The sequence below is a fragment of the Mariniflexile aquimaris genome (assembly GCF_042676825.1).
In the GTDB taxonomy this organism is placed as follows: Bacteria; Bacteroidota; Bacteroidia; order Flavobacteriales; family Flavobacteriaceae; genus Mariniflexile; species Mariniflexile aquimaris.
Genome location: NZ_JBHTIB010000012.1, coordinates 72,472 through 86,180 on the forward strand (window position 1 = coordinate 72,472; position 13,709 = coordinate 86,180).

The 13,709-nt window shown below is 32.2% G+C and carries 14 protein-coding genes; 4 read left to right on the forward strand and 10 right to left on the reverse strand.

Annotated elements, in window-relative coordinates; genetic code table 11:
- Positions 1-5: 5 nt before the first annotated feature.
- On the forward strand, positions 6-281 hold the full coding sequence (locus tag ACFQ0I_RS08365) for a hypothetical protein (RefSeq protein ID WP_379941193.1): 276 nt from the start codon (positions 6-8) through the stop codon (positions 279-281).
- Between the two features lie 38 nt (positions 282-319).
- Here ACFQ0I_RS08365 and ACFQ0I_RS08370 read toward each other — a convergent pair whose 3' ends face one another.
- From ACFQ0I_RS08370 to ACFQ0I_RS08405, 8 genes are all read right to left on the reverse strand, one after another.
- Positions 320-2,536 carry a TonB-dependent receptor gene (locus tag ACFQ0I_RS08370; RefSeq protein WP_379941195.1) on the reverse strand — a complete coding sequence of 739 codons (2,217 nt, stop codon included), beginning with the start codon at positions 2,534-2,536 and terminating at the stop codon, positions 320-322.
- Positions 2,537-2,628: 92 nt separating this feature from the next.
- On the reverse strand, positions 2,629-2,961 hold the full coding sequence (locus ACFQ0I_RS08375) for a hypothetical protein (protein WP_379941197.1): 333 nt from the start codon (positions 2,959-2,961) through the stop codon (positions 2,629-2,631).
- The gene (locus tag ACFQ0I_RS08380; RefSeq protein ID WP_379941199.1) at positions 2,961-3,218 is read right to left on the reverse strand and encodes a DUF6787 family protein; all 258 of its coding nucleotides are present in this window, start codon (positions 3,216-3,218) and stop codon (positions 2,961-2,963) included. Before ACFQ0I_RS08380 ends, ACFQ0I_RS08375 begins: the two co-directional genes overlap by 1 nt.
- Positions 3,219-3,493: 275 nt before the next feature.
- Positions 3,494-3,931 carry a DUF6146 family protein gene (locus ACFQ0I_RS08385; protein WP_379941200.1) on the reverse strand — a complete coding sequence of 146 codons (438 nt, stop codon included), beginning with the start codon at positions 3,929-3,931 and terminating at the stop codon, positions 3,494-3,496.
- Positions 3,932-4,144: 213 nt separating this feature from the next.
- Positions 4,145-4,783, reverse strand: a complete 639-nt coding sequence (locus tag ACFQ0I_RS08390) for a DUF937 domain-containing protein (protein WP_379941202.1) — start codon at positions 4,781-4,783, stop codon at positions 4,145-4,147.
- Positions 4,784-4,905: 122 nt separating this feature from the next.
- The gene (locus tag ACFQ0I_RS08395; protein WP_379941204.1) at positions 4,906-5,856 is read right to left on the reverse strand and encodes a D-2-hydroxyacid dehydrogenase; all 951 of its coding nucleotides are present in this window, start codon (positions 5,854-5,856) and stop codon (positions 4,906-4,908) included.
- Positions 5,857-5,978: 122 nt separating this feature from the next.
- Complete coding sequence (serC, locus tag ACFQ0I_RS08400) at positions 5,979-7,043, reverse strand: 3-phosphoserine/phosphohydroxythreonine transaminase (protein ID WP_379941206.1); 1,065 nt, start codon at positions 7,041-7,043, stop codon at positions 5,979-5,981.
- Positions 7,044-7,118: 75 nt separating this feature from the next.
- Entirely contained in the window at positions 7,119-8,177 is a 1,059-nt protein-coding gene (locus tag ACFQ0I_RS08405) for an acyl-CoA reductase (RefSeq protein WP_379941208.1), read from the reverse strand.
- Between the two features lie 66 nt (positions 8,178-8,243).
- Between ACFQ0I_RS08405 and ACFQ0I_RS08410 the strand changes: the two genes are divergently transcribed.
- The gene (locus tag ACFQ0I_RS08410; protein ID WP_379941210.1) at positions 8,244-8,597 is read left to right on the forward strand and encodes a 4Fe-4S dicluster domain-containing protein; all 354 of its coding nucleotides are present in this window, start codon (positions 8,244-8,246) and stop codon (positions 8,595-8,597) included.
- A gap of 81 nt (positions 8,598-8,678) precedes the next feature.
- Here the strand turns inward: ACFQ0I_RS08410 and ACFQ0I_RS08415 are convergent, their stop codons facing one another.
- Both ACFQ0I_RS08415 and ACFQ0I_RS08420 read right to left on the reverse strand, forming a co-directional pair.
- On the reverse strand, positions 8,679-10,217 hold the full coding sequence (locus ACFQ0I_RS08415) for a hypothetical protein (RefSeq protein ID WP_379941211.1): 1,539 nt from the start codon (positions 10,215-10,217) through the stop codon (positions 8,679-8,681).
- A gap of 74 nt (positions 10,218-10,291) precedes the next feature.
- Positions 10,292-11,767 carry a carboxypeptidase-like regulatory domain-containing protein gene (locus ACFQ0I_RS08420; RefSeq protein ID WP_379941212.1) on the reverse strand — a complete coding sequence of 492 codons (1,476 nt, stop codon included), beginning with the start codon at positions 11,765-11,767 and terminating at the stop codon, positions 10,292-10,294.
- A gap of 164 nt (positions 11,768-11,931) precedes the next feature.
- Between ACFQ0I_RS08420 and ychF the strand changes: the two genes are divergently transcribed.
- Both ychF and ACFQ0I_RS08430 read left to right on the forward strand, forming a co-directional pair.
- Positions 11,932-13,026 carry a redox-regulated ATPase YchF gene (gene ychF / locus ACFQ0I_RS08425; RefSeq protein WP_379941213.1) on the forward strand — a complete coding sequence of 365 codons (1,095 nt, stop codon included), beginning with the start codon at positions 11,932-11,934 and terminating at the stop codon, positions 13,024-13,026.
- Positions 13,027-13,180: 154 nt separating this feature from the next.
- Complete coding sequence (locus ACFQ0I_RS08430; RefSeq protein ID WP_379941214.1) at positions 13,181-13,702, forward strand: SRPBCC family protein; 522 nt, start codon at positions 13,181-13,183, stop codon at positions 13,700-13,702.
- The last annotated feature ends 7 nt before the right edge of the window (positions 13,703-13,709 follow it).

The following is a 13,709-nucleotide window of genomic DNA, read 5'->3' on the forward strand; positions in this document are numbered from 1 at the left end:
ATTACATGACATTAGAAAAATTACCAAAATATAAAAAACTCGCATTAAGTATCGTCTTTGATATTATTGGTTTTATTACAGTTATAGACATTATATGGGCGCCACTTTCGGGGTATTTAATGACTAGAATGTATAAAGGAAATAAAGGTAAAATTGCCGGGGTTGTATCTTTTCTAGAAGAGATTATTCCGGGTTTAGATTTTATTCCAACCTTTACCATTATGTGGTTAATTACCTATGTATTTAGCAAGGAAGAAGCGGTTGTAGAAATAGAACAATAAAAAAATCCCTTTCAAATTTTGAAAGGGATTTTTTGTGTTTATAGGTTGTAAGTTAATCCAATACTAATGTTACTTCCCATGTTAAAAATGCCATCAGGCTTTAATCGGGATAAATGATTAATATAGGTTTTATTTGTTAGATTAGTTCCAGAGATTGTAAAAGTTGCTTCGTTTTTAAACAGACTGAAACTTCCGCCAAATCCCGCACTTAAAAGATTATATCCAGGCGTATTAGTTTCGAATGTGCTTATGTTGTTTTGAGAAAAAGTAGATACTAATTTCACAAAAGAATACCCTTTTTTCAACCAGGGTTTTTCAAATTCAATTCTTAAAATATTGGTGATTGAATTAGCCGGAATTAAAGGTAAATAACTGCCGCCAGTTTGTTTCCCTGTAACGGTTTCAAAGCTAGATTCAAGGTGTAACCAATCTAAAGGGTGCGGATGCAAATGCAATCCAATTTCACCACCATATAAATTAGCATCATTTTGTAAATAAACAAAAACCGGGTCATCATCAATTGTCTCCCCATTAGGTGATAGATAAATGTAATTGTTAATGCTGTTGAAAAATCCGTTAACAAAAAATTCTACGTGCTCATTAGAATATTCTATAGCGATATCGGTTTGAAAATTTTGCTCACTTTTTAAATTTTCGTTTCCTATTTCGTAACGGTTGGTGCCTTCATGAGATCCATCGGAAGTTAATTCGGATAGATTAGGCGCTCTAAAACCAGTAGCTAAATTGACTCTCGCCGATACATTTTTGGCTATATCTGTTTTTATTCCCAAAGCACCATTAAAACTATTAAAGTCTTTTGAAAGACCTGAATCTATATTAATAGTACGGTTGTCAAATCGCGCTCCAATTTGCATGCCTACTTTTTCAAAATGGATATGAGAAGTTGCTAATACACCAATATCGTTGGTAGTCGCATTCGGGATTAATTCTTCTTCACCATAATTGGTATTTACTTGGTTCATGCCTTGAACACCAACAATAGTTTCAAATTTACCTAAATTAGGCAGGTTGTATTTGATATCGTAATTAGCTGTTTTTAGCTTCATATGTAATGCCGGCTCTAAAATTTCGGCTTCATGTTCTTCTTCGTCTTCATCTTCATCTTCATCATGATGGTGTTCTTCAAATTCTTTTCGGTCATTATAAATATATCCCAGATTAATATCGAGTCTAGAATTATTAAAGAAGACAGTCGATTTAGAACTGAAAATATGATTTGTAATGTTCTGATAAGGCAGCAATGGCGTTTTCGACAACGATTGTTCGCCAATTTCTTCAGGAATGCCCAGCTTAGAAGCATTTAAGTTATATCGAAACTCGGTTTTAATATTGTTTTTTTGGTACCCTAAACCAGCTTTAAAATCCTGTTCTTTAAAACGTGTATTCGTTACGCGGTAATCGGTGGTTTTATAGTCTGAATGCTCGGTTAAACTTCCTCTAAAAAGGAGTTTAAAATTGTCCTCAGACCATTTATAGCCAACATTGGTGTTGTAACCTTCTGTATTGCTAAAGTAATTGCCATTAATATCGGTGTTGGACGTGTTACTTTGAGCAAATTTTTCGGGATTTAAATACAATACACCACCTAGGGCATCGCTACCATAGAGTAGAGAAGCAGGTCCTTTGATGACTTCAACGCTTTCAATTCCAGAATCGCTAAGGCCTAAACCATGTTCGTCTCCAAATTGCTGATTTTCCAAACGTACGCCTTGTGCATAAACCAATACTCGGTTGGAGCTTAAACCACGAATAACGGGTTTCCCTATGCTTAAACCAGTTGTTACAGATTCAACGCCAGCAATATTTGAAATACCATCCGATAAATTTACCGCGCCTGTAGCTTTTAAATGTTTCATGGTTTCATGCTCCACTTTCATAACGTTTTCGCTTTGAAGTTTATGAAAAGGAGTTGAAACTATAATGGCTTCCATTTCGATGGCAGAAGGGACGAGGCTTACTTCAATAGTGCTCGTGTTTGGAATGCTGATAGTAACTGATTTTGTTTCGTAACCCAGCAACGATACTAATATTTTGTAATTACCTGAGGGTAAATTTTGAATGCTAAATGAGCCTTTTTCATCGGTTGAAGTACCTCGGTCTATATCTGGAAAATAGAGGTTAGCAAAAACTAAACCTTGTTTTGTGTTGGCATCAACAACAGTTCCTTTTATTGAATTTTGGGCATATATATTTGTAAATGCTAATAATAGCATGGCCTTTATAAATAATTTCATGAATAAATTTATATTTTAAGTTCCGTGACTACGGAAAATGGTTTATTTAATAATGATTTGTAACTGAATCATAATTCAGTTAGGTATACATATTAAATGAAAGCCGGCGGCCCACGAAGTGTGGTTTGTAAGCGTTGAAACTTACTTAAAAATTGGTATTGTGATACTATTTCTAAAGAAGGTTCTTCAGAGGGAATTAATTCAAAATTAAAAAATGTAATGGTGAATGGATTGCTTATTTTGAATTTATAAAAATCACAATCAGTATTTAATTCATGTAAATGTGTAGTTTTTTTTCCATAACAAATGTCGTGTTTATGGTGCGCAAACATATGTGCAAATTTAGCACCATAAGGTAACAACAGCGTTATTGCCAATACAAACGTAATAGTTTTAAATAGGATATGTTTTTTAACGTTTTGCACTAATTTAAAAATCGTTTAAACCCTAATCTGCTCAACATCTTTTTTTCGAAATTCCAAAAAAATTGAAACTGTCCAAAAATCCATCCAATACAAACAAGTAGTATTTGATAAAAAATAAAGCCAATAATAATATATAATATCCAGTAAAGAAAAGAATTTAAGTTTTCTTTAGTAATTCCTATGAGTACTAAAATAGGTCGGCCTACAAATACAGAGGATGTGCCGGTAAAAGCAAAAACCAGAAAAATGCTTATCATTTCCCATCGATAATTTACTTCCCATTTGTTTTCTAACTTGTTAAAAATGAATAACGTAAATTTTAAAAGCAGGTAAAAAACAATAGCGCTAATTAGTAAATTGGGTATAATATTTTCGCTTTTATTAAAAAGAAAAGACAATTTATAGGAAGAATATGCTAGAACAAGAACACCTAAAGTAGGGAATAAGAGTTGCCAGTTTTTTTGTATCTCCCAGTATGTTTTAAATTTTATCACCTATTTACTTTTAGCTGGCAAAAGTAATTAATTTAGACTTAAATACGAGGCACAAATCCAGCTAATTGTTGTTTGTAGGTTAATTGAAAATAAATGAAGTAGTTATATAGTTTGTAATTAACCTCGTAGCCATAATCAATACCTGGACTATAATCTATGCGCATTTCATACAAATTAGGATTAAATCTGAATGGCTGCATTACGCGATTATTCCACTCGGTAACATAAATTAAATTTCTGTTTTCCAAATATTGTTGTGAATAGAAGCCTTCTGGTCTTGCTCTACTTGCTAGCCAGTAATTAAACCCAGGTTCAATAATTATAATTTCATATTCTAATTCATCATTAGAAATGCTAACCGTATCGTTAAGTTTAAGACTTGCTAGTTTTTCGTCATTCTTTGTAGCCGATTGTTTAGTCGTGTTACAACTAAATATCAGGAATCCAATTAATAGTATTGAAACGAATGTTTTCATGGTACCTCTTTTTAGAAACATATTATCAATGCGATTTACTGTTTTATAGTTGAAAATTATGATTAAACGTTAAGCATATTTTCAATCAGTAAAAATTGATTATATGTACTTAAATTTACAAAAACCGTTCCTTAAATGCTTGTTTTTAAGGTATTTTAACAAAAAATGCCAAACAATTACGTTTGGCATTTTTATATCTAAGAGTATAATATTTTATTTTCCTCCAAAAAGACCTCCAAGTAATCCACCAAGACCACCTTTCTTTTTTGATCCACCAAGTACCATACCAGCAACATCGTCAATAACACTACCGTCGCCATCGGCATCAAGAATAGATTCTAAAAAACTTTGTTCGTTTTTCGATGAGCTACCACTTAATAAACCTCCAAGTAATCCTTCTATACCACTGGCATTATTTACATTTTGTTGTTTAGCCTGACTACCTAACATCCCCATTAAAATAGGAGCAGCCACTTTTAAAATTTGAGATACTGAATCAGCATCGATACCGGCTTTTTGACTTAGAGCGTTGGCAACGTGTTGCTGCTTGCCACCTAAAACATGACCAAGAATTTTTCCACCATCGTCTAATACATTCGAATCTACACCACCACCAAACAATCCACTAAGATTATCTAAGATACTTCCGTCATGTTTACTGTTTAGTGCCCCTAATAAGCTTTCGGCTCCTTGAGGAGATGCTGCATTTCTTTTCATAGCTTGCATTAAAACAGGCATCGCCATAGTAAGCACACTGCTTGTTTTGCTTTCGTCTTGTCCTGTTTGTCCCGCAACACCACTAATGATTGATTTACCAAGGTCACTGTTTAATAAGTCTAAAATTCCTGTCATAATAATTGTATAGTTTTAAATTATATAAAGGTAACTAATTTTGAAAAGTTTAAAGCACAAAAAAAGTCCCAACTATTAGTTAGGACTCATTTATATCTATTACGTCACAAATTTTATCTTAATTATTTTAAGATGCTTATAATTTGTTCAGCTAATTCGGTTCCAATTCTGTCTTGAGCTTCGTTAGTAGCAGCACCTGTATGTGGTGTTAAAGACAATCCTGAATTCATTAATAATTGAATTTCCGGTTTTGGTTCTTTTTCAAAAACGTCTAAGGCAGCTCCAGCAACTTTACCACTTTCAATAGCAGCAACTAAAGCAGCTTCATCAACAACACCACCTCTTGCAGCATTGGCAATAAATACACCTTTTTTCATGATTTCGAATTCTTGAGCACCAATGACATACTCTTTTTGTGCAGGCACGTGTAACGTGATAAAATCTGCTTGTTTTAAAACCTCTTCTTTAGAAATTGTTTTAATTTCAAAATTAACTTTTTGGCCATCAAAAAATTCTAATTCTAAATTAGCTTTTTCAATAAACGGATCGAAAGCAATGACTTTCATTCCAGCTCCTAAAGCTACTTTTGCAGTGGCTTGACCAATACGTCCAAATCCTAAAACACCTAAAGTTTTTCCTTTAAGTTCAGATCCTTTTGCATAGGCTTTTTTTAATTTTCCAAAATTAGAGTCACCTTCTAATGGCATATCTCTGTTTGAGTTATGTAAAAAACGTGCTAATCCGTAAAAATGACCAAAAACCAATTCGGCAACAGAGTGCGATGATGAAGCCGGTGTATTAATTACGTGTAAGCCTTTACTTTTTGCGTACTCAACATCGATGTTATCCATTCCAACACCACCACGTCCAATAATTTTAATACTTGGACATGCATCAATTAAGTCTTTACGTACTGTGGTTGCACTACGTACCAATAAAACACTAATTTGATTTTGGTTTATGTAATTTGCTAATTGTTCTTGTGCTACGGTTGTTGTAATCACTTCAAAACCTCCTTTTTCAAGAGCTTCTTTCCCTGTTTGTGAAATTCCGTCGTTTGCTAATACTTTCATTTTTTATGTTTAATGTTTAAAGTTTAAAGTTGTTAATACAGTTAACTTTTTACTTCAATTTATAATTTGTTTTTTAGCTTGCGTAAGCACTGAAAACTGTTACTGCTTACTGCAAACTGATTTTAAGCTTTACTTTCTAATTCGCTCATTACTTCTACTAATGCTTTTACACTTTCTATTGGTAATGCATTGTACATAGAAGCTCTGTATCCACCAACACTTCTGTGTCCGTTAACACCGCTAATTCCAGCTTCTTTAAGCATGGTTTCGAAAGTTTCTTTTAAATTTTCGTTTTCTAAAGTAAAAGTAGCATTCATGATAGAACGATCTTCTTTTGCTGCAAATCCTTTAAATAAAGGATTCAAATCGATTTCAGAATACATTACTTCTGCTTTTTTCTTGTTTAGTTCTTCAACAGCTTTTAATCCACCAAGATTTTTCAACCATTCTAACGTAAGCATAGAGGTGTAAACAGCAAATACTGGAGGTGTGTTGAACATACTACCGTTGTCGATATGAACTTTATAATCCATTATTGAAGGGATGTTACGAGACACTTTTCCTAAAATATCTTCTTTAACAACCACAAGCGTAGTACCTGCAGGTCCCATATTTTTTTGAGCACCAGCGTAAATTAAACCAAATTTAGAGAAATCTAATTCGCGAGAAAAAATATCGCTACTCATATCGCAAACCATCGGAATTGGAGAGTTTGGAAATGATTTTATTTGGGTTCCAAAAATAGTATTGTTTGATGTACAATGGAAATAATCATAATCTGTTGGAATGTCGTAAGACTTTGGGATATAATTAAAGTTAGCTTCTTTTGAAGAAGCTACTTCGTAAATATCATCCAATTTTTTTGCTTCTTTGATAGCTTTAGAACTCCAAGCACCTGTGTTTAAATAGCCAGCTCTTTTTTCTAAAAGGTTCATTGCTACCATTAAAAATTGTGTGCTAGCGCCACCTTGTAAAAATAATGCTTTATAGCCTTTACCTTCTAACCCCATAAGCTCTAAAACTAAAGCTCTGGCTTTTTCCATTACATCGATAAATGCTTTACTTCTATGTGATATTTCTAAAATAGATAATCCTTCGTTGTTAAAGTCGAGAACCGCCTGAGAAGATTTAAGGATTACTTCTTGTGGTAAAATACTTGGTCCTGCACTAAAGTTATGTTTTTTCATTTTTGAGTAGAATTTTAAGATGCAAAGGTGCTAAATTATTAGAAAAATAGTGGTGAAAATTCAATAATTTTTTCGTCAAATTGCTAACAAAAATTCAATGGAATCAACGCTATCCGCATAATCCCAAAGTTGCGGATTTTGAGTGTTGCCAAAAGCGATTTCATTTTCTATCAATCCTTTAGAAACTATGCACTGAATTTGACTTTTTTCTGCATTTAATTTCTCTTTTAACTGATTTATATCCGAATAATACTCATAAAACACCGTCGCAATGGGCGAGGAGTAACTTTTGTCTTCTTTTATCATTAAAAAGCCATTTTCTAACATGTCAAACTCGCTCATTAGATACACTGCTTTGTTGTAATCGTAGTTGTTGGCGTATTTGGCTTTTTCTATTATCGGGTGCCAATGGTACATGGCATTAAAAAAGGCTTCGAAATTATAATTTTCTGGAACAAAAAGTTTTGATACGTTGCGGCAACCTAAACCGTAATATCTAAAAATATCTTCCGATAGGTTTTTTAAATCATCTTCAGTTTCTTGTCCGTTTAATACAGCAACAGAATTTCGGTTGTTCCTTATAATAGATGGTTTGTTTTTAAAATAGTATTCAAAATAGCGTGCCGTATTATTGCTTCCGGTGGCTATTACAGCATCAAACCCCGTTATTTTATCTTCAGTAAAACTTATTTTTCCTTTAAACTCTGGTTCAATATATTCTAAATATTTTGCCAGAAAGGGTAGCAAATGCTTGTCGTTCGACGATTGTTTTACCAGTACATGATGTCCAGAAATCAACACCGACAGAAAATCGTGAAATCCCACCAAAGGAATGTTTCCAGCCATAATGATGGCAACAAGTTTTGGATTGCTCACATTTATAGCGTAGGGTTTTAACCAAGTATTTAAATTGCTATTGGTTAAAGAATCCGACCAGCCTTTTATAGCGAAATGTATATTTTCTGGTGTAAACCAACCGTTATACTCTTCTGCTAATTTTAATTGATGCTTAAAACCATCGAAGAACATGTCGTTAAGTTCAATATTCTCTTTTTTTTGAATTTCTTTATTAGAAAATTGACTTAAAAATTCTCCTAATTTTACAAATGCATTAATTCTTTGTTCTAATTGCATGCGGAATTTGGTTATGAATACTTTTGGCTTTATTTTAGCGCCACAAAGTTAGAAAAAGAAAACACTATGGCAATAATTATAACAGATGAATGTATTAATTGTGGTGCATGCGAACCAGAATGTCCAAATACAGCAATTTATGAAGGCGCAGACGATTGGCGCTATAGAGACGGAACGAGATTAAAAGGCAAAGTTGTTTTGCCAAATGGTAATGAAGTGGATGCCGATGAGGCTCAAGAACCAATAAGCGACGAGCTTTATTATATAGTTCCAGATAAGTGTACAGAATGTAAAGGATTCCATGATGAGCCACAATGTGCTGCAGTTTGTCCAGTAGATTGTTGTGTGCCAGATGATGCGCATGTGGAAACCGAAGATGAATTGTTAGCAAAACAACGGTTTATGCACCCAGAAGGGTAATTAACAATTGACAATTGAGAATTAACAATTGACAATTAGTAATTAAAAAATATAGAATCCTGAGCATTTGCTTAGGATTTTTTATAGCTTAATTTTTATAAAACGCTGATTTTTTAAATTATCTATATCTTGTCCGAACATTAATAATGTGTTGTCATTTATCCAGTTGTAAAGAGATGGTCTTATCGTAATGTCTTCAAGTTGAGAGCTGTTAATTAAAATTTTTCTTTTATAATTACCAGTATTTAAGTCTAAACTTGTAGCGATAAATGCTCGATCAAAATCTGTAAAATAATTTGCTAAATAACCTTTGGAATGATTCAAATTTTTAGCACTACAATTGTAAAGTAGGTATATACTATTATTTTTGTAAACAGGAAAATAAGAGCTGTAAATAGGAACATTTGGTTTGTCGTTTTTTTTGCCAATTTTGTTTGCCCAGAGCATATTCCCATCTTTGTCAAGTTTTATTACGGCTATGTCATGATGATAATAGGTGATGGAATAATTATACGCATAAGACCAAATTTGTTCTGCTAATACGAGCAACTCGTTGTTGTCTAGTTTTATAGTTTGTTTTAAAACATAGTTAGGGTTTTCAAGTTTTCCATCATTGTATTTTGCTTCAGCCTTATCTTTCTTTTTCCCATCTTCTAATAATTTAACATAGAAATCTGATGATAATTTATTGTACTTTGTGTACACTATATTTCCATTATTTAAATCTATTTTAGAAGCAAAAACCCCCGCCATAGCGTACATGTCTTTGTTTGAATATATTCCTGTTAATATTAATTCATTTTCATTTACAATAGAGGTGTTTAAAGCTCTTAAATGAATGTTATTGGGTCTTATTTTAGTTAATAAGTCTAAGTGTTCTTCATTAACTTTATATAATTGGAATTCATAATTATGATTGTTTTCATCTTTTAATATATTATTAGAGTCGTATTTTTTAGCAAGAATAAACAAATCATCTTTTTTCGTTAAAAAAATATTCCGAATTGATAGTTCATCATTATTATATGGGAATTCATAAGAATTATTTGTTTTTTCATTGAAATCAGCATCGAAAGTTTGCACCTTTATTTTAGCAATCTCTTTGTTTTTATTTGGTATGGTGTAAAAAAGCACAATAGTGTTTTCGTCATTACCTTTCATAAACCTACTTATGGAACTTTTTGCACTTTTGGTATCATTCTCTATAATAGTGATAAGTTTTTTTTCGCCTAAAGAAAACGTCTTTAAATTAACGCTTTGATGATAAAAAGTTTTGCCTTCATCAGTTAATAAATAAAAAACGTGTGTTATTTTTTCTTTTATTTTAATTAGGCCTAATGAGTTGAAGTTGCCTTCGTAAGTTTCATTTTTTAAATTTACTTCTTCGCCAGACGGTGTTAAGTCTAGATTAAACCTTCTTAAAAACATATCATCGCCCTGACCAAACTTTCCCTCAGAATATAGCAGATAATACCAATTCTCATCATTTCCAATAATGTCTACAGGAATTTCTCTTTTTTCATTTTTAAAAATAGATCCAAATTCAACGTCAATATTTTCTTGAGAATAATTAAATTGAGAATAAAGTACAGCCAAGAATATTAAAAAGTGTTTTTTCATTTAAGAAAATATTAGGATATTTTTGAAGCTAAATATAAATATTAAACTGTAAGATAATTATATTGTTCAAGGATTTATTTCTTAATATTAAATCTTTTCATTTCCTCTAAAGGTTCTAGTGTTTCTTCATTATTCCAAATGCCTTTATCAAACTTATTTAAAATCTGGTAGGGAGCTGTTTTCTCTTGTTTAATACTATTGAATTCCTCTTGCGTATTGGTGCTTGATGATGTAAATAGAATTTCTACTTTTTGTCGCCCATTGCCTTCAATTTTAAAATTGGAGCTAACTTTATTTCGATTTTTACTGTTTTCAATTAAGGTTAAATCTCTATTTACATAAAAATAACTTCCTGTTTCTTGTTTTATATATTTGGGTTGATAGATGTTGTCTTCGTTTTTCTGATAGATAATTAAACCTCTTTTAAGGTTTTCAATGTATTTAACGCCTAACAATAATTTTAAGTTTAGTTTGCTGCCATATCGGTCTTCAAAAAAAGTATAATCTAATTTGCTAATAGCATAATTTTCGTCGTTTACATAAAGTTTTCCAGTATATTTAGCTTTGCCTTTTTTTGGTTTATAGGAAATTATATAGGTAATCTCATCATTATAATAAGCGATAGCCGCTAGACTATACTGGTATAAGTTACTGTTTAAAATACTTGATAAAAAGGAGTTTTCTCTAAGCTGTGATTTATAAAGTAAATTGTTGGTACTATTTTTTAAATCATTTAATTGTAGTTCATTTTTTTGCTTGTTCTTGATAGCTTCATTTTTTAACGACATGGAGTCTTCAACCTTAAATAGTCCTGATTTTACTTTGTAAGTTTTTGTTGTATCTAAATATTTAAGGACAATATGTTGTGCTCGTTTTTCAACTTGATTTAAAGAGAAATCATTTTTCTGGTCAATTAATTTAGTGGCTTTGGTAATTACAAGTTTGCTGTTTTCTTTGTCTTGCGTGTAAAAGTTGGCTTTAAAATCTGTAAAATGAATGGTTTTGCTATTTATTATATCCCTACTTAAGCCGTCTAAATCGGAGTTGGCACGTTCAAGCTGTTGTTTTTTAACATGCGATGCTTTATCAATTTCAAAATCTAAATTTTCAAAATCTATATAATCTGTAGCTCTGTAAAAAATGTTGTATGTTTTAAGGCTGACGTTGTAGTTCTCAGAAAATTTTCTTTTTACACGAGCAATAATAGAATCTGCATTTGGCTTTCGGTTACTTATATAGATTTCATTAAGCTGATTAAAGGCTTCGTCTAATGCTACAATAAAATTTAAAGTTTTCAGGTCTTTAATCGTTAAGCTTTTAGATTTATATCCGAGACAAGAAATGTTTAATATAGTGGACTCTTGATTTTCGTCACTTATTGAAAAATAACCTTCTTCGTTGGTAATAACACCGCTATAATCTCCTGTTTTTATAGAAGCAAAGGGGATTGGGTTTTTGGTGTTTTTATCAATGAGTTTTGCTGTGATGTTTTGGGAAAAGCCTAATGTGCTAACTAGAAAAATAAAAAAGAAAAAATACAATTTAATCATAACTGATGGTTTCTAGAATACAGACGATTTCGATATGAATTTGTTACAAATATAATTGAATAGATATCTACAGCTTATACTTTAAATAATTAATGAATTAACTACATTTGCACTCGCAAATTATAGATTTTCGTTTTAGCGGAAATAAAAAAAATAAATTTTCAATGAAAGCAGGGATAGTAGGATTGCCAAACGTAGGGAAATCTACGTTGTTTAATTGTTTGTCTAACGCAAAAGCGCAAAGTGCAAACTTTCCGTTTTGTACAATCGAACCAAATATAGGTGTTGTAAATGTACCGGATAAGCGATTAGAAAAATTAGAAGAATTGGTTAAACCAGTACGTGTGCAACCTGCCACTGTAGAGATTGTAGATATTGCTGGTTTGGTAAAAGGAGCTAGTAAAGGTGAAGGTTTAGGAAATCAGTTTTTAGCAAATATTCGTGAAACCGATGCGATTTTACACGTGTTACGTTGTTTTGATAACGAAAATATTGTGCATGTTGATGGTAATGTAAATCCTATTCGGGATAAGGAAACTATCGATATGGAATTACAACTGAAAGACCTTGAAACCGTTGATAAAAAACTTGAAAAAGTAAAGCGCGCTGCTAAAACAGGAAATAAAGAGGCGCAAAAAGAAGAAGCTGTCCTTTTAAGAATAAAAGAAAATTTAGAAGCCGGCATTTCTATTCGTGCTCTAGAGTTTAGCGAAGATGATTATGAAGATTTTGTAAAACCATCTCAGTTTATTACAGAAAAGCCAGTGATGTACGTTTGCAATGTAGATGAAGGTTCTGCCGTTTCTGGAAACAAGTATGTCGATTTGGTAAAAGAAGCTGTTAAAGATGAAAAAGCTGAGGTTTTAGTATTGGCGGTAGGAACTGAGGCCGATATAAATGAATTAGATGATTACGAAGAGCGCCAGATGTTCTTGCAGGATATCGGTTTAGATGAAGCGGGTTCAGCAAAGTTAATTCGCGCTGCCTATAAACTTTTAAAGCAGCAAACGTATTTTACTGCAGGCGTTAAAGAAGTTCGTGCTTGGACCATAGATATAGGTGCTACGGCGCCTCAGGCAGCAGGTGTAATTCATACCGATTTTGAGAAAGGATTTATTAGAGCCGAAGTTATAGCTTACGACGACTACGTTGCTTATGGTAGCGAAGCCAAAGTTAAAGAAGCAGGGAAAATGCGTGTGGAAGGAAAAAGCTATGTTGTAAAAGACGGCGACATCATGCATTTCTTGTTTAATGTGTAATTTTTTGTTTTAGAGCTTTTAATCTTAATTTATCGATAAAAGGCTACATATTTAATTTTTTTTGTATTATTTTAAGACGAAGCGGTTAAATTTGTAGGCAAATTTGTATTTTCGAAATAGTTTTGTAATGCTATTGCCCCAAAAAAATACAACAATGCCTCTCATTAAAACCGAAACACTTATCAAAGCAGATGTTAAAACCTGTTTTAATTTAGCACGGAATATAGATGTTCATCAAGAATCGTTAAAACACACCCAAGAAATTGCCGTTGATGGTAAAACTACAGGGTTAATCGAACTTGGAGAAACCGTAACCTGGGAAGCCAATCATTTAGGGTTTGTTCAACATTTAACATCAAAAATTACAGAATTTGAAGACTCTCGGTATTTTGTAGACGAAATGGTTTCCGGAGCGTTTAAATCGTTTCGACACGAGCATATCTTCCGCGAAAGCGACAATAATACATTAATGATTGATGTGTTTTATTTTGAATCGCCTCATGGTATTCTGGGAAAGGTTGCCGATTCCTTATTTTTAAAAAGATATATAGCCAAACTTTTAAAAAGAAGAAATGCTTTTTTAAAGATGAGAGCCGAGGAAATGACCAATTTAATATCCTTAAAATCATCACGAATAAATAACAAAAGTCTAAACTCCGCTTTCATTCGTATTTAAATTTAGA

What these genes read in the sequence shown, in the direction of transcription:
- ACFQ0I_RS08365 (WP_379941193.1), top strand. Translation starts at nt 6, where the DNA reads ATGACATTAGAAAAATTACCAAAATATAAAAAACTCGCATTAAGTATC.
- serC (WP_379941206.1), bottom strand. Translation starts at nt 7,043, where the DNA reads ATGAAAAAACATAACTTTAGTGCAGGACCAAGTATTTTACCACAAGAA.
- ACFQ0I_RS08395 (WP_379941204.1), bottom strand. Translation starts at nt 5,856, where the DNA reads ATGAAAGTATTAGCAAACGACGGAATTTCACAAACAGGGAAAGAAGCT.
- ACFQ0I_RS08405 (WP_379941208.1), bottom strand. Translation starts at nt 8,177, where the DNA reads ATGCAATTAGAACAAAGAATTAATGCATTTGTAAAATTAGGAGAATTT.
- ACFQ0I_RS08370 (WP_379941195.1), bottom strand. Translation starts at nt 2,536, where the DNA reads ATGAAATTATTTATAAAGGCCATGCTATTATTAGCATTTACAAATATA.
- ACFQ0I_RS08385 (WP_379941200.1), bottom strand. Translation starts at nt 3,931, where the DNA reads ATGAAAACATTCGTTTCAATACTATTAATTGGATTCCTGATATTTAGT.
- ACFQ0I_RS08390 (WP_379941202.1), bottom strand. Translation starts at nt 4,783, where the DNA reads ATGACAGGAATTTTAGACTTATTAAACAGTGACCTTGGTAAATCAATC.
- ACFQ0I_RS08420 (WP_379941212.1), bottom strand. Translation starts at nt 11,767, where the DNA reads ATGATTAAATTGTATTTTTTCTTTTTTATTTTTCTAGTTAGCACATTA.
- ACFQ0I_RS08415 (WP_379941211.1), bottom strand. Translation starts at nt 10,217, where the DNA reads ATGAAAAAACACTTTTTAATATTCTTGGCTGTACTTTATTCTCAATTT.
- ychF (WP_379941213.1), top strand. Translation starts at nt 11,932, where the DNA reads ATGAAAGCAGGGATAGTAGGATTGCCAAACGTAGGGAAATCTACGTTG.
- ACFQ0I_RS08410 (WP_379941210.1), top strand. Translation starts at nt 8,244, where the DNA reads ATGGCAATAATTATAACAGATGAATGTATTAATTGTGGTGCATGCGAA.
- ACFQ0I_RS08380 (WP_379941199.1), bottom strand. Translation starts at nt 3,218, where the DNA reads ATGATAAGCATTTTTCTGGTTTTTGCTTTTACCGGCACATCCTCTGTA.
- ACFQ0I_RS08430 (WP_379941214.1), top strand. Translation starts at nt 13,181, where the DNA reads ATGCCTCTCATTAAAACCGAAACACTTATCAAAGCAGATGTTAAAACC.